Origin of the sequence: Acinetobacter sp. TWP2-2-3 (assembly GCF_049896445.1) — a bacterium.
GTDB lineage: Bacteria > Pseudomonadota > Gammaproteobacteria > Pseudomonadales > Moraxellaceae > Acinetobacter.
Window position 1 is genome coordinate 220,736 of record NZ_JAFCUI010000002.1, and the last position, 19,280, is coordinate 240,015.

Below are 19,280 nucleotides of genomic sequence, written 5' to 3' on the forward strand. Positions count from 1 at the left end.
ATAGATGGCAGGGGTAGCTGGATTCGAACCAACGGATGCCGAGATCAAAACCCGGTGCCTTACCACTTGGCGATACCCCTAATGCGGCAGAACTTTAATATTTTTGCGGTAAAGTGTCAAGGTAAATTAACAGTCTTACAGCAAATGAGTGTTCTGTCTTTTTTCGAGAAAATGGCAGGGGCGGCTGGATTCGAACCAACGGATGCCGAGATCAAAACCCGGTGCCTTACCACTTGGCGACGCCCCTAATTTGATGACTGTAAGATGGCAGGGGTAGCTGGATTCGAACCAACGGATGCCGAGATCAAAACCCGGTGCCTTACCACTTGGCGATACCCCTAATACAGTACATCTACAGGTGAAAAATGGCAGGGGTAGCTGGATTCGAACCAACGGATGCCGAGATCAAAACCCGGTGCCTTACCACTTGGCGATACCCCTATCTACACTTTAAACTGAACTAAAGGTGATTCTTGTAAACTGTTGACCAGGTAAGCTTTACATGGTGCATTTGCAAGAATATCTTCGATATTCAGATTTTCAGTGACTTCAATAAACACACAAGCACCTGTACCTGTAAGCTTTGCTTTTCCGAACTGGTCGAGATATTGCATTGCTTCATCGACTTCGAGATATAGGCTTCTTGCCAGTGGCTCAAAGTTATTTCCAAAATCAGATGGTGTTTCCTGATAGGCGCAAAATTTAGTGCTCTTCGTGTCTCTTGTCAATGCTTTTTGCGAAAAAAGCAGTTGAGTGCTGATAAAACAATCAGGTTTTAACACAATGAATTTTTTTTGATCTAAGTCTATGAATGTTAAGTGTTCACCAATGCCTTCAGCCCAGGCATTTTTACCATGCACAAATATCGGCACATCTGCACCCAGTTTAACCCCGAGATCTGCCAGTTGCTCAACATTTAAACCGCACTGCCAGAGCTGGTTTATCACAATCAGGGTCGTCGCTGCATTGGAAGACCCACCGCCAAGACCTGCACCCATCGGGATATTTTTTTCCAGACGAATTTTTAGTCCGCACGGCGTTTGGGCATAAGGCTTCAACAACTGAATCGCCCGATAGATTAGATTCTGTTGCAGATCGACGGAGGCCAGACCTTCAATCTGAATCGCATCATCGGCGCTTGGTTCAAACTCCAGCCAGTCATACAGGTCAATCAGCTGAAAAATACTTTGCAGCTCATGATAACCATTTTCACGGCGACCGGTGATATGTAAAAACAAATTCAGTTTAGCAGGCGAGGGAACACGAATCATCATGGGCTGGAATCAGGTCAATTAACGGTTTTCAATGATCATTGTAATACGGTTTTCTGCACCATTTCCAAGTGACTGCTTTAAAATCAAACGGTTTGGCATTTTGGCCTGCGCATTATAATTGAGATCGACCGTCCAGCCCTGTTCGATAATCTGGTTAATTCGCTGTGTATCATCTTTTTGTAATTTGGCAGTCGTGGTAGCAGGGCGGGCTTGTACCCAATCGACTAAATAACTGATCGGCGCTTGCCAGCCGGTTGCACGTTGCAGTAATTCTTCGGCACTGGCTGCCTGAATCACACCGGTTTTTGCGCTGTTTAAGGTCACTTGTCCCGGTGTGCCAGAAATCTGGGTTTTACCGACACCTAAGATACCGCTGAGCTCAATATCGAATTCTTCCTGCTGTTGTACCCAGGTAAAGAATGCGCTGCCAGTCTGTTGAGGGGTACGAACGCCAATTTTACCTTGCAGCTGAAATTGATTCTCTGCCTGTACAGACGGGGTGGCAGGCGCTTGAGGCTTGATCATCTGCTGACAGCCAGTTAAAAATAAAGCAGTGGCTGCAAAGGCACAGCAGCCCAATTGGCTCAAATTGCGCATAAATTAATTAACTCGTTTTGGTTTGTGGTGCTAACAATAGCGAATTAAGTTGTTTCAATTCTGGGTCATTTGGATGGTTTTGTTGTAATTGTTGTAACACTTGGTGGAATTGTTGTAGATCACCTTTCATGTACAAGGAACGGGCATAACGCACGCCAATCTTCACATTCGGATTCAACTGATAAGCTTTGTATAACACGTCCGCAGCTGTGGCGAAGTCATTCTGTAAATAACAGATATAACCATAGGTATCCAGAATGGATGCCTGTTCCGGTGCATATTCCAGTGCCTGTTCGACATAGCGGCGTGCTTCTTCGAGACGACGGTTCTGCATCGCCAGGGTATAGGCATAGGCATTCAGATAGGTCGGACTGTTCGGTTCAATTTTAAGTAAAGTGCTAAGTAGTTCATCCAGCTTGATGCGATCCTGATGGGGATCTAGCAACAGGACTTGCGAATAAACCAGTTCAGGGTCATCGGGCAGGTTTTTGCTGGCTTCTTCCAGCAGGCGAATAGCAGCTTTTTTATTCTGCATACGCGTCAAAATATCCGCCTGGGCCAGATAGAGGAAGCTGGCATGTTGTGGATAATTGACTCTTTCCTGTGTTAAGAAACGCAGCGCATCATGCAGCTTATCCTGCTGGGCGAAAATGGAGATCATGTTGCGACGTGAGACGGTGTAAAGACTGCCATCGACCAGACGATAATAGGCTTTAGCCGTTTCATAATGCTGTTTGCGTTCTGCATTGACCGCCAGATAATAATAAGCTTCATTTTGATACTGCGCAGAATAACGCAGTTCGACCAGATATTTTTCGGCTTTCTCGTATTCTTCCAGGTCGATACTGGTTAGTCCGGCAATAAACAGGGCTTCTTCGGCAGTCGGCCATTTTTTTAGAATGTCTTGCAGTTTTTTTAGCGCCAAAGTCGCTTCGTTCAGCTTGACCAGATATTTGACTTCGGCCAGACGCACATCCAGATTATTGCGGTGTTTACGGCTGGATTTTTCATACCATTGCAGTGTCGCCTGAGTATCGCCGAGTGCATTGAGCAGATTGGCTTTCATCAGGATATATCCAGTCGCATTCGGGCGTTTTTTTAAGGCACGGTTAACTGTATTTAGAGCCTGTTCGAGCTGACCATTTTGCGCTTCCAGACCGGCCACCAGCACCAGAATAGACGGGTTGTCCTTGGCTTTGGTGGTACTTAAGGCCTGAATCAGATAAGTACGGTCTTCTGTACCTTCTGGTGAAATCCCTGCGAGAATTTCTTCCAGATCGGCGCTGTCATCAATTTGCAGGATTTTTTCTAAGGTCTCAGCGGCCAGCTCATATTCATGTGCTTTCAGGGCAATATGTGATAAATAAAATAAAGCGGGGACATCTTGCGGCTCTTGTACCACCCAGTGCGTGGAGATATCTAGTGCTGCCTGAAGATCATCATGTTCCAGCGCGACATTCAGCGCACGTTGCTTGACTGAAGTGGAATTGCTCTTGATCGCTAGCACCGTATAGTTGTGCAAAGCGGTCGGAATGTCATGTGCAGCGATGGCAAACTCAGCCATCATACTTTGTTTTATCGCATCATAATTTTGATTTGCATGGTAAACTGCTTCCGCTGCATAAAGATGCGCAGTCGAAGCCATGCTACCCACCAGTAGGAATGTGGTAGAATATTGCTTAATTGTAGGGCCGTTGATACGGCTAATTGTTTGACGCAATTTTTTATTGATCCAAGTAATGCTTTTTATGACACCGATGTTGCACAATAGCATAAATTTAGTGAAATGATGACCTGATATGTCTTTCTTTGCATTGGGTGTCAACCATCAAACTGCCTCTGTAGAACTGCGCGAACAAGTGGCGTTTAACCCTGAAAAGTTAAGTGCCATTCTTGCCGAGCAAAGCCAACACCCTCAACTGAACGACATGGTGGTGGTGTCTACATGTAACCGGACCGAAGTTTACGCCATGTCTGACAATGCTGACATGGTGCTGAACTGGCTCGCCCAGAAAAATGGGGTGGATGTCAAACAACTGCAACATCATGTCTATCGTTATGAAAATGCTCAAGCGGTGACGCATCTGATGCGTGTTGCTAGTGGTCTGGATTCACTGATGCTAGGTGAACCACAAATTCTGGGGCAGGTCAAAACCGCACTTTCTCTGGCCAAAGACTCTCATACCGTTTCGCAAAACCTGAACCGCATTTTTGAATATGCTTTTTATGCCGCTAAACGTGTGCGTTCGGAAACGGCTGTCGGTAGTCATGCGGTCTCGATGGGCTATGCGGTAGCACAACTTGCCTTGCAAGTGTTTAGTCACCCGGACAAGCTGACCATTATGGTGGTGGCAGCTGGAGAGATGAACAGTCTGGTGGCTAAGCATCTTGCAGAAATGGGTGTGGGCAAGATCATCATCTGTAACCGTACCCGCGAACGTGCAGACATTCTGGCGCAGGAAATTGCACATCGGGTTGAGGTCGAAATTATCGACTTTGACCAGTTAGCTGCCAACTTGCATCGTGCCGATGTGATTTCCAGTTGTACCGGTAGTTTGCATCAAGTGATTAACTTTGCGGATGTAAAAGCTGCACTGAAAAAACGCCGTTACCAGCAGATGCTACTGGTGGATCTGGCCGTTCCGCGTGATATTGATGCCAAAGTAGAAAGCCTGGATGGGGTTTATCTATATGGCGTCGATGATCTGCAAACGGTGATTGAAGAAAATCTGGCACAGCGCCGTCAAGCGGCTGTTGAGGCTGAGATCATGGTCAATCAGCTGGCTACAGAACTGATGACCCAGCAAAAGGTCAAACAGGCCGGGGCGACCATTCATGCCTATCGTGACCACGGGGAAACATTACGTCAGGAAGAATTGTCACTGGCAATGCAGCGTATTGCCAAGGGCGAAAAGGCGGAAACGGTACTGGCCGAGTTTTCACATCGTTTAACCCAAAAACTGTTGCATCCAACTTCTATTGTGCTGCGTGAGGCGGCCAAAGCGGAAGATCCTACCTATTTTGAGCTGTTACAGGAAGAACTGGGCAATGTAGTCGCGAAGCGTCGTAAATCCAGGCATTCGTTTTAATCAGCATGATGAGAAGCTTGGTTCTTTGCTGATTTGTACTTCAACATAAAACCCAGCCTGATTATTTGAGAAAATTATAAATAATAATGTGAGCTAGCAGTGACTTCATTGGATTCAAAAGAATCAATAATTTGAAAAATTAATCTTCTAACAGGGTCATTGAGCGTTTGCGGTCAATCTCATAAATCTGCATTTTCAGGTTTTTCATTTCTGCAATACTGTTAAATTTCTTGGATTTAATCTTGTTTTTTAAACACTGATATTGCAGCTTGGTTGAAAAATCAGCCGCGAGCTTATCGGCATGTTCCGGCGATGAGGTGTAATCGCTGACATTGGCATGCTGCAGAATATGCTGCAGTTCATGATGATGGGCTGCGCAGGCACCGAGCACATAATAGATCGACAGTTCAGGATCATCCGGCAAGTCATCAAAAATCACATTCAGAATATTCAAAATCTTAAACAGCAACTGATCTTCCGCTACTAGCGCGCGCAGTGGTTCAAAATGAATATACAGATAAGGATGATTCATCAAGATCGCAATCACATATTCTTCAGCATCAATTTTGGTACTAAAGCTTAAAGATGCATCTGTATTGACCTTAGGTTGCCATTTACGATTAAAGCCCAGTTTTTCGCGGAAAAATTGCTGCAGCAGATAACGGAAGGAGCCGTGTTTGGGCAGTAATTCGGTCAGATTTTTTAGTTCACCCATAACCTGACTCTTGCCTTCTGGGGTGGTGATATCCTGATTTTGGGTCAGATGGGCAAACACGAAGTCCGACATCAACGGTGCCTGATCCAGCAAGCGTCTGAAGTTTTCTATCCCTTCACGGCGGATCAATGAATCTGGGTCATGGTCAGCGGGCAAAACAAAGAACTTCAGCTCTCGGCCATCATTCAGCAGGGGCAGGGCAATGTCCAAGGTACGGCGCGCTGCTTTTTGACCGGCAGCATCCCCATCAAAGGCAATGGTCAGCCGGTTGCTCTGCTTGAACAGAATATTCAGGTGGTCGGTATTACTCGCTGTGCCTAAAGTCGCCACTGCGCCATGAATGCCATATTGCTGAAGCGCAATCACATCCATATAGCCTTCGACCATCAGCCATTCTTGGGCTTTCTGTTTGCGGCCCTCATAGAGGCCGTACAGCAACTGGTTTTTATGGAAGACTTCAGAATCTGGCGAGTTGATGTATTTCGGCTTGATCTCGTCATTCAGGGCACGGCCGCCAAAGCCGACCACACGGCCCTTGGTATCACGGATCGGGAAAATGACTCGTTCACGCAGCAGGTCAAAATCACGGCCACTGTCGCTGGTGCGAATCAGACCTAAAAGTTTTAAGCCCTCAATATCCTGAGGAAAGGCTTTTTCCAGATGTTGCCAGTCTTCAGGCGCATAGCCTAAGCGCCAATAGGCAATGGTCTCTGCAGTCAGACCACGCTGCTTGAAGTATTGCTGGGCACTCGGGCTATTTGGGAGTTGGCGCTCATAGAACTGCGCGATATTTTCTAGCAGGTCGTAGAGGTTACCGTCTTGCTGAACTTCCGCCATCGGTAGGTGTTCAAAAGAAGCAAAAGGGTCACCATAAAAATCCTGTTCGACTGTCTGAAACTCTGCAAATGGATCGAAACTCGCCGTAGATGCAGCATTATTATTTTCTGTTGGAGCGTTATTCTGTTGCGGCTGAGTTTGTGGTGCAGTTTGAGCAGGCACGATTTTGGGTTTAGCTGCTTCACGTTTATATTTTAATTTATTGGAATCAGTATTGTCTTTAGGCAGTTCGATTCCCGTCTGGCTGGACAGGTCTTTCATCACTTCGACAAAATTACGGCTGCCAATGTCCATTAAAAAACGGATGGCATTACCGTTGGCCTGACAGCCAAAACAGTGAAAATACTGTTTGTCACGATAGACGTGGAAAGACGGTGATTTTTCCTGATGAAAAGGGCAGCAGCCTGAATAGGTACGGCCTGTTTTTTTCAGTTTTACGAATTGACCAATCACATCGACAATATCGGTGCGATCGAGAATCTGATCAATCGTATGTTGAGGAATGGCCATGGTCTGCTGAGCTTCTCGTGCTGGAATCTAAGGTCTAAATCACTGAAAAAATGAAAATAGTCTAGTTGGACATTGAATATTTCAAGTTCCTTTGTATACCTTTTGCACGTTTTGTTCAAGCCTGGGCAAGACAACGCAAAAGGGCAAGTATGATACCTTGCCCTTGAGGAAAATGCACCTGTAAAGCGCTGTCTTATTTGCTGATACTGCCGGACTTATTTAGCTTTATTCAGCCGTTTTAGGACGATCCAGCAAACCAAATGAAATGCGATTGGTGATGCTGCGCTTTTCAGTTTCTGGCGTATCCGATTGTGCATCGGTGTCGGTTACAGTTTTGGCTTCTTTACCAAAAATACCCAGTGTCGCGCGGTTAAAGAAACTGCTTTCGCTACGCGCTGCACGCAGATTCACCGTACCATCTGATTTCACCAGATTCGGATAATTCAGCTTTAATACATCCACATATTGCTGAGAAGTTGCTTTATCACCTAGCTGAGCATAACCATAAGCAACCGTTGCCAGTGCTTCCGGAATCTGCGGAGTTTGAGGATAATGCTCAATCACCCACAAGCCACGTTCAACTGCTGCCAGATACGCCTTACGTTTGATGTTAAAACGTGCTGCGTTCATTTCATGCTCAGCCAGTTCCTGGCCGATAAACTGCATACGTTGTGCTGCATCGACTGCATAAGTACTCGATGGATAGCGACGAATGAAATCAACAAAATTCTGGTAAGCCACTTTCAGGTAGCTGACATCACGATGCGACTGTTTCAGTGAGGTATAACGTAGCAGGCCGTTATAGTTCTGTTCCATATTGGCGACACCGCGTACATAGTAAGCATAGTCGACATTTGGATGTTGCGGGTTCAGACGGATAAAACGCTCTGCCAGTGCGACCGCACCTTCATAATCTTTTTGCTGGAATTTCACATACAACAGTTCCAGTTGCGCTTGCGGGGCATACTGACTGGTCGGGAAATAAGTTTCCAGCGCTTCCAACTGTTTTGCTGCATCGGTATATTGATTACGATCTAGCGCTTTCTGTGCTTTTTGAATATAAACCTGTTCGCTAGATTCCGGACCTTTATCCACGACTTCTTTTTTTGGATTACTGCTACAGCCTACCATTGCCGATGCAATGCCTAATGTCACAGCAAGCATTGTCATTTTATAATGTGGTAGCGACATAAAAATTCCTCTGTTAATACGGGCAATGAGCTACAATTGCACTATTAAACCACTTTTGTCTGAATGAGCAAATGAGTCAAGCACAATCTTCCAATTCTAATATCCCTGATACTGATTTCAATTTACTTGAAGATTCTGAGGATGCAGATAACCATACTTCAGAAGCAACTGCAACACGTTTATCGTTGCAATTTCAACTGGATGAAACTTATATCGGGCAACGGATCGACCAGATTGCCGCAATGGTCTGGAGCGATTTTTCTCGAGAAAAATTAAAGCAATGGATTAAAGATGGCAATTTATTGGTGAATGGTCAACCGGTTAAGCCGAAATTTAAAAGTGATGGTTTTGAAACCCTGACTTTAAATGTTGAGCTTGAAGCGCAAACGCGCAGTCTGCCGGAAGATATTCCACTGGATATCATCTATGAAGATGATGACATTATTGTCATCAATAAACCTGTAGGCATGGTGGTACATCCAGGTGCTGGCAATAGTTCGGGCACCTTGGTCAATGCTTTATTGCATCACTATCCGAAATCAGCTGAACTGGCGCGTGCAGGTCTGGTACATCGTATCGACAAAGACACCAGTGGTCTGCTGGTCGTTGCCAAAAATCTGGAAGCACAGTTTTCTCTCAGCAAACAGCTTGAGAAAAAAACAGTATATCGCCTGTATGATCTGGTGGTTTACGGCAATATTATTGCTGGCGGTACCATTGATGAACCCATCAAACGTCATCCGGTAGATCGTGTGAAAATGACTGTACTTCCGGGCGGTAAAGACGCGGTGACGCATTACAACGTCAAAGAGCGTTTCCAGCACTTCACCCGTGTTCAAGCCCGTCTGGAAACTGGACGTACCCATCAGATCCGTGTGCATTTTAGCTATATCGGCTTTGGCTTGGTTGGTGATCAGGTGTATATGCCGCGTGTCCGTATGCCAGCAGGTGCATCGCAATTACTAGATGACACTTTACGTGGCTTCAAGCGTCAGGCTTTGCATGCTGTACAACTCGGTCTGACCCATCCGCGTACCAAAGAAGAAATGACCTTTGAAGCACCGTGGCCGGAAGACTTTGCCAATCTGGTTGAAGTGCTGCGTACCGAAAACAAAGCCTATTAATCTTTTTATTTAGCTCGCGTAAAAGCAAGGAATCGAGATGCAATTTGTACTAGGACTTCCACAAGGTGTGTATGTCGGCCAGACTCGCGTTCACCATGCGAAAGTACAGCCATCCGCACAGCCTGAGCTTGCAGGTTTTAACTTGGCCTTGCATGTGCAGGATAATGCGCTACGGGTACAACAGCATCGTATGGCTTTATTGCAGGATTTCGCTGCCTTTGGCGTAGATAAGATTACCTGGATGACCCAGACGCATAGCACCATTTGTCATAGCATTAATGAGCAGATGCCATTTACCGCACTGGTCGGAGATGGTCTGGTGACGCAGCGCAAGGCGCATGCCTTGATGATGATGACTGCAGACTGTTTACCTGTGGTACTGGGAAATGCGAAAGGTACGGAAGTTGCCAATTTGCATGCCGGTTGGCGTGGTCTGGCGGGTGGTATTGTCGAAAATACCATCGCAGCCATGCAGACTCCGCCGACCTGGGCCTGGCTTGGGGCGGCCATTAGTCAGCCATGTTTCGAGATTGGCGCTGAAGTAAAAGCTGCTTTTTGCAGTAAATATCCTGAACTAGACAGTGCATTTCAGGCCGGTGAACAGGCAGGTAAATATTATGCTGACCTGTATGCCATTGCGCATTATATCTTGCAGCAACACGGCATAAATACCGTATTGGGTGGGGATCAGTGTTCTTATCGTCAAGCAGATGAATATTTTTCTTATCGCCGCGAAGCTAAAACGGGGCGTATGGCGACATTCGTGTTTATGGCATGAAAATGTTAAACTTAACTGATTTTTTTGGCTTTTGAGCGTTATGTCCCTATCTTCCAAATCTGTTGCGATTGTTTATCATAGTCCTTATGGACACACGGCTAAAGTGGCAAATTTTATTGCCGATGGTGCACGGGAAACCGGTGTTCAGGTGCATATGATGAATGTCGAACATATAGACTGGGATGTGCTGGACGCCGCCGATGCAATTGTATTTGGCTGTCCGACCTATATGGGCAGTCTAACCTCTGCCATGAAGCTGTTTATGGAACAATCTTCCAAGCGCTGGTTGGCACGTACTTGGCAGGGCAAACTGGCTGCCGCCTTTACCAATGGTGGCGGACTCAGTGGCGATAAGCTGGCGGTCCTGCAGCAAATCAACTTGTTTGCGATGCAGCACGGTATGCTATGGAGTGGCTTGCCATTAATGCCGACAGGTCGTGCTGTGACCGATCTGAACCGGATGTCGAGCTTTTTGGGTTTAATGACCCAGTCGGATAATGCCCCGGTTGAAGTCACCCCACCTGAGGGCGATTTAAAAACCGCGTTCTGGTTTGGGGAATATATTGCCCTTACTCTAGCCCGACTAAATAACCATACTTAAAATCATAAAAAAACCTCCGAATGCGGAGGTTTTTTTATATTCAACTTTTAATCCATTATTTATGGAAAATTCGTGCTTTATCACGTTGCCAGTCACGGTCTTTCTCGGTTGCACGTTTGTCATGAAGCTGCTTACCTTTCACCAGGGCAATTTCCAGCTTGGCATGTGGACCTTTCCAGTAACAGGCCAGTGGAACGCAGGAATAACCTTTCTGGTTAATCGCACCCATCAACTTTTCAATTTCACGGCGATTCAGCAACAGTTTGCGGGTACGGGTTGCTTCAGGCACCACATGGGTCGAAGCACTTAACAAGGGCTGAACCTGTGCACCAAACAAGAACGCTTCACCATTTTTAAAGGTAATATAACTTTCTACAATGGTCATGCGACCAGCGCGCATTGATTTGACTTCCCAGCCTTTTAATGAAAGCCCCGCTTCAAATTTCTCTTCAATAAAATAATCGTGGCGGGCACGTTTATTCAGTGCAATGGTACCGCCATTATTTTTTTTTACTACAATAGATGCTTTCGCCATAATCTGATACTTCCAAACGTGCTGCTATTGTACCGCAACTAGAAATAAGGTGAAGTTTTTTAAATTAATGAGGATTATTCACCAAAAAAACAAGTTTTTGCTAAAATAAGATTCTACATAACAAACAGAGTACAAATGGATGTCTAAAACTCGTGTGATTTATCCGGGGACTTTTGATCCAATTACCAATGGACATATTGATTTGGTAACCCGCGCAGCGCGAATGTTTGATGAAGTTGTGGTAGCCATTGCCATCGGTCATCATAAAAATCCGGTATTTAGTCTGGAAGAGCGTGTCGCATTGGCGAAAGAGTCATTGAGTCATTTGGACAATGTTGAATTTGTAGGTTTTGATGGTTTGCTCGTCAATTTTTTCCGTGAGCAAAAGGCGACTGCTGTATTGCGTGGTTTGCGTGCAGTGTCTGATTTTGAGTATGAATTTCAGCTGGCCAATATGAACCGTCAGCTGGACTCCCATTTTGAAGCGGTATTTTTAACTCCTTCAGAACAATATTCTTTTATTTCATCCACTTTGGTGCGTGAAATTGCTCGATTAAGAGGTGATGTGACCAAGTTTGTACCACCAAACGTGGTTGCTGCCTTCGAGCGTAAACTTCAACAAGGTTGGTAGCGTGTCTTTATATATCACCGATGAATGTATTAATTGTGATGTCTGTGAACCTGTATGCCCGAATGAGGCCATCTATATGGGTGAACTCATTTATGAGATTCATCCAGATTTATGTACAGAATGCGTCGGACATCATGATCAACCGCAGTGCCAGCTGTTCTGTCCGGTGGATTGTATTCCACTGGATCCGAATCATGTCGAAACGCAGGAACAGCTGCAAGCCAAGTATGAAAAACTGACTGCTCAAAAAACATCAAGCAATTAGTCTCGATATTTGATACTATGCCGCTCGAAGTGAGCCAGACGATCGCTGCTGTGGAGATCTCCGTGATTGAAGCAGGGGAGGAAAGTCCGGGCTTCATAGGGCAAGGTGCCAGGTAACGCCTGGGCGGTGTAAACCGACGGCAAGTGCAGCAGAGAGAAGACCGCCTTCATTATGTTTTCGAGCAATCGGAATCGAAGGTAAGGGTGAAAGGGTGCGGTAAGAGCGCACCGCATGGCTGGTAACAGTTCATGGCGAGGTAAACCCCACCGGAAGCAAGACCAAATAGGAATCCATTAGGCATGGCCCATGCTGGATTCGGGTAGGTCGCTTGAGCGCATGAGTGATTGTGCGCCTAGAGGAATGATCGTTCACGACAGAACCCGGCTTATCGGCTCACTTCAACAAATTTTGATCAAACAGCACAATATGGGGTTGACGTGATTTACAGAAAATCCCATAATGCGCGCACAGTTTAAGGCTATGTAGCTCAGTTGGTTAGAGCACCGCACTCATAATGCGGGGGTCACAAGTTCAAGTCTCGTCATAGCCACCATATTCTGAAAAAACCCGCTCCGATTGAGTGGGTTTTTTTATGGCTTCAGAAAATTAAAATGATAAGATGATTGGAAAATAAGCAACTGAATTTTAAAAATAATGAATCAAAATCTTATTAAGTGGATTAAAGAAAACATTGGAAGTTGTTTGTCGTGGGCGATAACTATTGGATGGTTAATTTTTATATATTTTAAAATTCACAATGGCGTGCTGCCTAAAGATCTAAATGAGTTCGGGGATTTTATTGCAGGTGCTTTTGCACCTTTGGCATTTTTTTGGTTGGTAAGAGGATTTTATCAACAAGGTAAAGGGCTTGAGCAGAATTCTGAAGCTTTGAAGATGCAAGCGGTTGAATTACAGAAAACTAGTACAGCTTTAAACTTGCAAATAAAAGAAATGCAGGAAACGGTTGAACAGCAAAAATTATTAGCAGAATATCAACGTCTTGATATTGAGGATAAACATCAGTCAGTCAAGCCAATTCTTACAATAACTTGTACTGTGGAAGCACAATCATATAAACACTGCTTAGACTTTAGAATTAGTAATGCTACAGATAATCCTGCTAAAAATTTAACATTATTTCCTGACTTAGAGAAAGATCTTGACTATGCTCCAATAATCAAACCTTACTTTGAAAAAAAATATATTCACATTACTGATGTATTGAGTGAGACTGAAGAGGAATTATTTGATCAAGGTGCTGTATGTGTTAGAAATATACTTCTAACCTATGAAAATATATATTCAAGAAAGTTTAGTGAAAAATTTAAAATTACTTTGCGTAAGGATGTAGACTCAAAGATATTGACAGAGGTTTGTATTGTTGAGTGAATCATTTTCTTAAACTTTATTTATGAACTTTATCAATAATTCAACATCATGCGTTTGCAACTGCTCGCGCATTTTTAAAAACTGTTTTTCATCTATATCATAGATTTTTAGAGAGAGTACTTTTTCTATATCTTCTTGTGGGAAGCGGTATTTAATAATTTTTGCAGGTACACCGCCTACGACCGCATACGGAGGCACATCTTTGGTCACAATTGCGCCTGTCGCCACTACAGCACCTTCACCAAGCTTCACACCTTGCATAATCATCGCGCGTGAGCCAATCCAGCAGCCATCGTCAATAACAGTATCGCCAGCAGGCACAAAACTACGTGTATCGAAAGGAAAAGCTGAAATCCAGTCAGTACGATGTAACTGGTTGCCACCCATCATAATCACGCATTCAGCGCCAAAACAGACGAAATTGCCAATATAAAGCTGATCAATCGGCTTCTCTGGCGTTGCAGGTTTTTCATGTAAATAACGCACTACACAGCGCTCAAAACCCTGATCCCAATAGGCTGAATAATACGAATAATTCCCCTTGATATGGATATTCGGATTTTTCACCGTTTTTGAGATGAACTCAAATTCACACCAATGATTCACAGGAGAATTAATTAACTTTTCAGACATGAGGAGGCTATAACCACAAGGAATGCGCCATTATACCGAATTGCACTTTAAGCTGAATCAACAATCTTAATTTAGCCAGTGAATCGAATATTAAAGCACATGCTGACCTTGCTTAAGTGCTACGAGGAATACGGGCAATGACTTTAATTTCAAAATCAAAACCTGCCAGCCAAGTCACGCCAACAGCTGTCCAATTAGGATAAGGCTTTTGCGTAAACACCTGATTTTTAACTTTCATGATGCTTTCGAACTGCTGTTCTGGATCAGTGTGAAAGGTGGTGACATCAACAATATCATCGAAAGTACAACCAGCCGCTGCCAAAGTTGCAGCTAAGTTTTTAAAAGCCCGTTCTACCTGTTTCTCGAAATCTGGTTCAGGTGAACCATCCTCACGGCTACCGACCTGACCAGAAACAAAAAGTAAGTCTTCCGATTTGATTGCAGCAGAATAACCATGCTGTTCATACAGGGCATGGCGGTCTTGGGGAAATATCGCAGTTCTAGTCATGTCTATCCTCATTCAATGTCTAATTTATAAGTGAGTGAAAGCAACTTGACTTTCACATACGCTTCGTATGTAAACATAATTGACATACGGTCCGTATGTCAATTAAAATTTTTATGATGATGAGGTAAAGTAATTCATGTCTGTTCGTGAACAAAAGATGGCGGAAACCCGCAAGAAACTGATAGAAGTGGCACGCCGTGCGTTTGCGGAATATGGTTATGCTGGCACTTCAATGGATAAGCTCACGGCAGAAGCAGGGCTGACTCGTGGTGCGCTGTATCATCATTTTGGTGATAAAAAAGGCTTATTTGCTGCAGTGGTCGACCAGATCGATTCGGAAATGGCTTCATCTGCGCAGCAACATCTGGAGCAGCCTGATGATCTGTGGGAAGGATTGATGCTGGAAGGGCGGACCTATATTCAAAATGCCTTAAACTCTGAATTCCAGCGCATTGTATTGCGCGATGGGCCTGCGGTATTGGGTGATCCTGCACACTGGCCAAGTCAAAACAGATGTTTGCAGTCCACGCGTGAATGTGTTGAGCAATTATTGGTAGCAGATCGAATTAAAACAGTTGATCCGGAAGCTGCTGCGGTATTTTTAAATGGTGCTGCAATGAATGCAGCCCTCTGGGTGGCTTCTAGCGAACATCCTGAGCAGGTACTCCCTGAGGCTTTACATGCATTTAATTTATTTGCATCGGGGTTTTTAAAAGAAGCCCAGAGCTAATTCGTTTGTAGGAAGCAGATAAAGGTAAAAAACCCCTCAATCGAGGGGCTTTAAATTAAACAGCTTTAAATTTTAAAGATATTCAACTTTCACAATTTCGTATTCAACTTCACCGTTTGGTGTATTGATTTTCACATCGTCGCCTTCGTTTTTACCTAAAAGACCACGTGCAATTGGCGAGTTCACAGAGATCTTGTTGATCTTAAAGTCTGCTTCGTCATCACCTACAATTTTATAGGTTTTCTGTTCTTCAGTATCCAGATTTTCAATCGTGACCGTTACACCAAAAACCACACGACCATTCTGTTCAAGTTCTTTGACATCGATCACCTGAGCTGCACCCAGTTTGCCTTCGATGTCCTGAATACGACCTTCACAGAAGCCTTGCTGTTCACGTGCTGCATGGTATTCTGCATTTTCTTTTAAGTCGCCGTGTTCACGCGCTTCTGCAATTGAAGCTGTGATACGTGGACGATCCACTGTTTTCAGTTGGTGTAATTCTTTCTCTAAGGCAATTTTGCCTTCAGGTGTCATAGGATAACGTTGCATGTTGTCCCTCAAAAGTCAGTTGAAAGATATAAAATCTATAAATAAAAAAAAGCCCGCCACCAAGAAGGTGGCGGGACTTCTTGGAAGTGAATTAACCTTTAGTTAGGTCTTGCAAACGATATACATCCATTGGCAATTTAATTGCTAAAGCTTGGCATACTGCATCCGCACCATTCAATGTAGTTGTGTTATACACTTTACCTTGAAGTGCTGAACGACGGATCGAGAATGAGTCTTCTTGTGCCTTTTTGCCTTCAGTCGTGTTAATCACAAGGTGGATTTCGCCGTTTTTAATACGGTCCACAATGTTAGGACGACCTTCAGTCACTTTATTGACACGTTCACATTCAAGACCAGCATCGCTAATCACTTTAAATGTACCATCAGTTGCAAGAATCTTGAAGCCTAGGTCAATCAATTGTTTTGCGATACCTGCCGCACGTGGTTTATCTGAGTCACGTACAGAGATAAATGCGTGTTTCACTTCGCCTTCAGTTGGAAGACCTGGTAAACGCTCGTTTGCACCTAAAACAGCTTTATAGAACGCTTCACCAAATGTTTTACCAACGCCCATCACTTCGCCAGTCGATTTCATCTCAGGGCCAAGGATCGGGTCAACACCAGGGAATTTGTTGAACGGGAACACCGCTTCTTTGACAGAGAAGTGTTCAGGAATAATCTCTGAGGTGAAGCCTTGAGATTCTAGAGATTGACCCGCCATACAACGTGCAGCAACTTTCGCTAAAGATTCGCCGATACATTTAGAAACGAATGGCACAGTACGTGATGCACGTGGGTTCACTTCCAGAATGTAAACGTCTTCACCTTTAACCGCAAACTGAACGTTCATCAAACCGATTACGCCAAGCTCTTTTGCCATTGCAACGGTTTGACGACGCATTTCGTCCTGAATCTCTTTAGAGAGAGAGTAAGGAGGAATCGAACATGCTGAGTCACCTGAGTGAATACCCGCTTGTTCAATGTGCTGCATGATGCCGCCAATCACCACGTCTTTACCGTCAGATACGCAGTCTACGTCAACTTCGATCGCATCATCTAAGAAACGGTCAAGCAGAACAGGTGCTTCGTTTGATGCTTGAACCGCATCACGTAAGTAGCGTTTGAGTTCTTCATCGTTGTACACGATTTCCATCGCACGACCACCAAGCACGTAAGAAGGACGTACCACTAATGGATAGCCTACTTTAGACGCTTCAGCCATACCTTCTTCAGCAGATTTTACAATGCTGTTGTTTGGTTGACGAAGTTGCAGACGTTGAATCATTTGCTGGAAACGTTCACGGTCTTCTGCACGGTCAATCGCGTCAGGTGATGTACCAATGATTGGCGCACCAGCTTCTTCTAGAGCACGCGCCAATTTCAAAGGTGTTTGACCACCGTACTGAACGATAATGCCTTTAGGCTTCTCGATACGTACGATTTCAAGCACGTCTTCAAGTGTGATCGGTTCGAAGTACAGACGATCTGAAGTGTCGTAATCCGTTGAAACTGTTTCAGGATTACAGTTCACCATGATGGTTTCATAACCGTCTTCACGCATTGCAAGGGCAGCGTGTACACAGCAGTAATCGAATTCGATCCCTTGACCAATACGGTTAGGACCGCCACCGATCACCATGATCTTGTCTTTCGCAGACGGATTGGCTTCACATTCTTCATCGTAAGTTGAGTACATGTAAGCTGTATCAGATTCGAATTCTGCAGCACATGTATCGACACGTTTGTAAACTGGAGTTACGCCCAAGTTCCAACGGTGTTTACGGAATTGTTTTTGTGAAATGCCCATCAAGTCGGCAATGCGAAGATCTGATAAACCTTTACGTTTGAATCCACGGATGTTGTCCGCATTCAAGTCGCCAAAACCTAAAGTTTTGATTTGGTTTTCAGTTTTGATGATGTCTTCGATTTGAATCAAGAACCAGCGGTCAATGTTCGTTGCAGCGAATACTTCGTCTAAAGTAAAGCCGTGACGGAATGCATCGCCCACGTACCAGATACGCTCTGGACCTGGCACTTTAAGTTCTTGCAAGATTTTGTCGCGCGCGCCTTCAGCACCCACTTCAACCTTTTCGTCAAAACCAGAAGCGCCCACTTCAAGACCACGAAGGGCTTTTTGTACAGATTCCTGGAAGTTACGGCCAATCGCCATCACTTCACCGACAGATTTCATCTGAGTCGTCAGTGTCGCATCAGCTTGTGGGAATTTTTCGAAGTTGAAACGAGGAATCTTGGTTACAACGTAGTCGATTGCAGGTTCGAACGATGCAGGCGTTGTACCGCCAGTAATGTCGTTTTTCAACTCATCAAGGGTATAACCTACAGCCAGTTTCGCTGCGATTTTTGCAATCGGGAAACCAGTTGCTTTAGAAGCAAGTGCAGATGAACGTGATACACGTGGGTTCATCTCGATCACGACCATACGACCAGTATTTGGACAAATACCGAACTGTACGTTAGAACCACCTGTTTCAACACCAATTTCACGAAGAACTGCTAGAGAAGCGTTACGTAGTAACTGGAATTCTTTATCTGTAAGCGTTTGAGCAGGGGCAACAGTGATTGAGTCACCAGTGTGTACGCCCATTGGATCAAAGTTTTCAATGGTACATACAATGATACAGTTGTCGTTTTTGTCACGAACAACTTCCATCTCGTATTCTTTCCAGCCAATTAAAGATTCATCAATCAATAATTGTTTAGTCGGAGAAAGATCGAAACCACGTTCACAAATCTCGATAAATTCTTCTTTGTTGTATGCGATACCGCCACCAGAACCACCCATGGTGAATGATGGACGGATAATTACTGGGAAGCCGAAACGTGCTTGAATTTCTAAAGCATGTTCCATTGACTCAGCAACGTCAGCTTTTGGACATTCAAGACCAATTTTACGCATTGCCTGGTCGAACAGTTTACGGTCTTCAGCTTTTTCAATCGCTTCTTTGGTTGCACCGATCAATTCAACATTGAATTTCTCTAAAATGCCGTGCTCATCGAGGGCAAGGGCACAGTTCAATGCCGTTTGACCACCCATGGTTGGAAGAACAGCATCTGGACGTTCTTTCTCAATGATCGCTGCAACAGTTTGCCAAGTAATTGGCTCAATGTAAGTTGCATCCGCCATGGTTGGGTCGGTCATGATGGTCGCTGGGTTCGAGTTGACCAAAATAACGCGGTAACCTTCTTCACGAAGGGCTTTACATGCTTGAGCACCTGAGTAGTCAAACTCACATGCTTGACCGATGACAATCGGACCAGCACCAATAATCAAGATGCTTTTAATGTCAGTACGTTTAGCCATGA

Annotated in this window: 18 protein-coding genes, 5 tRNA genes and 1 other RNA gene; 10 read left to right on the forward strand and 14 right to left on the reverse strand. The window is 44.6% G+C overall.

What is annotated here, in order from left to right:
• Nucleotides 1-5: 5 nt before the first annotated feature.
• The 7 genes from ACP7AK_RS04460 to ACP7AK_RS04490 form a co-directional block, all read right to left on the reverse strand.
• A tRNA-Gln gene (locus ACP7AK_RS04460) sits at nt 6-80 on the reverse strand.
• Nucleotides 81-172: 92 nt separating this feature from the next.
• Nucleotides 173-247 (reverse strand) — tRNA-Gln (locus ACP7AK_RS04465).
• Between the two features lie 18 nt (nt 248-265).
• Nucleotides 266-340 (reverse strand) — tRNA-Gln (locus ACP7AK_RS04470).
• Nucleotides 341-366: 26 nt separating this feature from the next.
• Nucleotides 367-441: transfer RNA gene (locus tag ACP7AK_RS04475), tRNA-Gln, on the reverse strand.
• 2 nt (nt 442-443) lie between these two features.
• Nucleotides 444-1,271, reverse strand: coding sequence for a 4-(cytidine 5'-diphospho)-2-C-methyl-D-erythritol kinase (gene ispE / locus ACP7AK_RS04480; RefSeq protein WP_086044936.1), 828 nt, complete (start codon nt 1,269-1,271; stop codon nt 444-446).
• A 21-nt stretch (nt 1,272-1,292) separates the two neighbouring features.
• A complete protein-coding gene (gene lolB / locus ACP7AK_RS04485; protein ID WP_004645779.1) occupies nt 1,293-1,871 on the reverse strand; it encodes a lipoprotein insertase outer membrane protein LolB in 579 nt (192 codons plus the stop codon).
• A 7-nt stretch (nt 1,872-1,878) separates the two neighbouring features.
• Complete coding sequence (locus tag ACP7AK_RS04490; RefSeq protein WP_035335017.1) at nt 1,879-3,591, reverse strand: tetratricopeptide repeat protein; 1,713 nt, start codon at nt 3,589-3,591, stop codon at nt 1,879-1,881.
• Between the two features lie 79 nt (nt 3,592-3,670).
• Here ACP7AK_RS04490 and hemA point away from each other — a divergent pair, with 79 nt between their 5' ends.
• Nucleotides 3,671-4,960 (forward strand): glutamyl-tRNA reductase, encoded by a 1,290-nt coding sequence (gene hemA / locus ACP7AK_RS04495; RefSeq protein ID WP_425878792.1) that lies wholly within the window; start codon nt 3,671-3,673, stop codon nt 4,958-4,960.
• 139 nt (nt 4,961-5,099) lie between these two features.
• Here the strand turns inward: hemA and ACP7AK_RS04500 are convergent, their stop codons facing one another.
• Complete coding sequence (locus ACP7AK_RS04500; protein WP_425878794.1) at nt 5,100-7,022, reverse strand: DNA primase; 1,923 nt, start codon at nt 7,020-7,022, stop codon at nt 5,100-5,102.
• A gap of 225 nt (nt 7,023-7,247) precedes the next feature.
• Complete coding sequence (locus tag ACP7AK_RS04505; RefSeq protein WP_425878796.1) at nt 7,248-8,213, reverse strand: outer membrane protein assembly factor BamD; 966 nt, start codon at nt 8,211-8,213, stop codon at nt 7,248-7,250.
• Between the two features lie 71 nt (nt 8,214-8,284).
• Between ACP7AK_RS04505 and rluD the strand changes: the two genes are divergently transcribed.
• Genes rluD through ACP7AK_RS04520 form a run of 3 tightly spaced genes read left to right on the forward strand, consistent with a single transcriptional unit; the run spans nt 8,285 to nt 10,716 of the window.
• On the forward strand, nt 8,285-9,337 hold the full coding sequence (gene rluD, locus ACP7AK_RS04510; RefSeq protein ID WP_425878798.1) for a 23S rRNA pseudouridine(1911/1915/1917) synthase RluD: 1,053 nt from the start codon (nt 8,285-8,287) through the stop codon (nt 9,335-9,337).
• A 37-nt stretch (nt 9,338-9,374) separates the two neighbouring features.
• Nucleotides 9,375-10,115 carry a peptidoglycan editing factor PgeF gene (gene pgeF / locus ACP7AK_RS04515; protein WP_425878800.1) on the forward strand — a complete coding sequence of 247 codons (741 nt, stop codon included), beginning with the start codon at nt 9,375-9,377 and terminating at the stop codon, nt 10,113-10,115.
• A 40-nt stretch (nt 10,116-10,155) separates the two neighbouring features.
• On the forward strand, nt 10,156-10,716 hold the full coding sequence (locus ACP7AK_RS04520) for a flavodoxin family protein (protein WP_311203725.1): 561 nt from the start codon (nt 10,156-10,158) through the stop codon (nt 10,714-10,716).
• A gap of 55 nt (nt 10,717-10,771) precedes the next feature.
• On the opposite strand, the gene smpB is transcribed toward ACP7AK_RS04520, so the two are convergent.
• On the reverse strand, nt 10,772-11,251 hold the full coding sequence (gene smpB / locus ACP7AK_RS04525) for an SsrA-binding protein SmpB (protein WP_004280586.1): 480 nt from the start codon (nt 11,249-11,251) through the stop codon (nt 10,772-10,774).
• A gap of 139 nt (nt 11,252-11,390) precedes the next feature.
• Between smpB and coaD the strand changes: the two genes are divergently transcribed.
• From coaD to ACP7AK_RS04550, 5 genes are all read left to right on the forward strand, one after another.
• Complete coding sequence (gene coaD, locus ACP7AK_RS04530) at nt 11,391-11,882, forward strand: pantetheine-phosphate adenylyltransferase (protein WP_004280585.1); 492 nt, start codon at nt 11,391-11,393, stop codon at nt 11,880-11,882.
• A gap of 1 nt (nt 11,883) precedes the next feature.
• The gene (locus ACP7AK_RS04535) at nt 11,884-12,147 is read left to right on the forward strand and encodes a YfhL family 4Fe-4S dicluster ferredoxin (protein WP_004280584.1); all 264 of its coding nucleotides are present in this window, start codon (nt 11,884-11,886) and stop codon (nt 12,145-12,147) included.
• A gap of 26 nt (nt 12,148-12,173) precedes the next feature.
• Nucleotides 12,174-12,551, forward strand: an RNA gene (gene rnpB / locus ACP7AK_RS04540) — RNase P RNA component class A.
• A gap of 72 nt (nt 12,552-12,623) precedes the next feature.
• Nucleotides 12,624-12,700: transfer RNA gene (locus ACP7AK_RS04545), tRNA-Met, on the forward strand.
• Between the two features lie 101 nt (nt 12,701-12,801).
• Nucleotides 12,802-13,536, forward strand: a complete 735-nt coding sequence (locus ACP7AK_RS04550; protein WP_425878803.1) for a hypothetical protein — start codon at nt 12,802-12,804, stop codon at nt 13,534-13,536.
• 9 nt (nt 13,537-13,545) lie between these two features.
• Here the strand turns inward: ACP7AK_RS04550 and ACP7AK_RS04555 are convergent, their stop codons facing one another.
• Nucleotides 13,546-14,169, reverse strand: coding sequence for a CatB-related O-acetyltransferase (locus ACP7AK_RS04555; RefSeq protein ID WP_425878805.1), 624 nt, complete (start codon nt 14,167-14,169; stop codon nt 13,546-13,548).
• Nucleotides 14,170-14,281: 112 nt separating this feature from the next.
• Nucleotides 14,282-14,677, reverse strand: coding sequence for a RidA family protein (locus tag ACP7AK_RS04560; RefSeq protein ID WP_425878807.1), 396 nt, complete (start codon nt 14,675-14,677; stop codon nt 14,282-14,284).
• A gap of 136 nt (nt 14,678-14,813) precedes the next feature.
• Between ACP7AK_RS04560 and ACP7AK_RS04565 the strand changes: the two genes are divergently transcribed.
• Entirely contained in the window at nt 14,814-15,407 is a 594-nt protein-coding gene (locus tag ACP7AK_RS04565; protein ID WP_005252554.1) for a TetR/AcrR family transcriptional regulator, read from the forward strand.
• Between the two features lie 72 nt (nt 15,408-15,479).
• Here ACP7AK_RS04565 and greA read toward each other — a convergent pair whose 3' ends face one another.
• Both greA and carB read right to left on the reverse strand, forming a co-directional pair.
• The gene (gene greA / locus ACP7AK_RS04570) at nt 15,480-15,956 is read right to left on the reverse strand and encodes a transcription elongation factor GreA (RefSeq protein ID WP_004645764.1); all 477 of its coding nucleotides are present in this window, start codon (nt 15,954-15,956) and stop codon (nt 15,480-15,482) included.
• 91 nt (nt 15,957-16,047) lie between these two features.
• Nucleotides 16,048-19,278, reverse strand: coding sequence for a carbamoyl-phosphate synthase large subunit (gene carB, locus ACP7AK_RS04575; RefSeq protein ID WP_425878810.1), 3,231 nt, complete (start codon nt 19,276-19,278; stop codon nt 16,048-16,050).
• Nucleotides 19,279-19,280 lie beyond the last annotated feature (2 nt).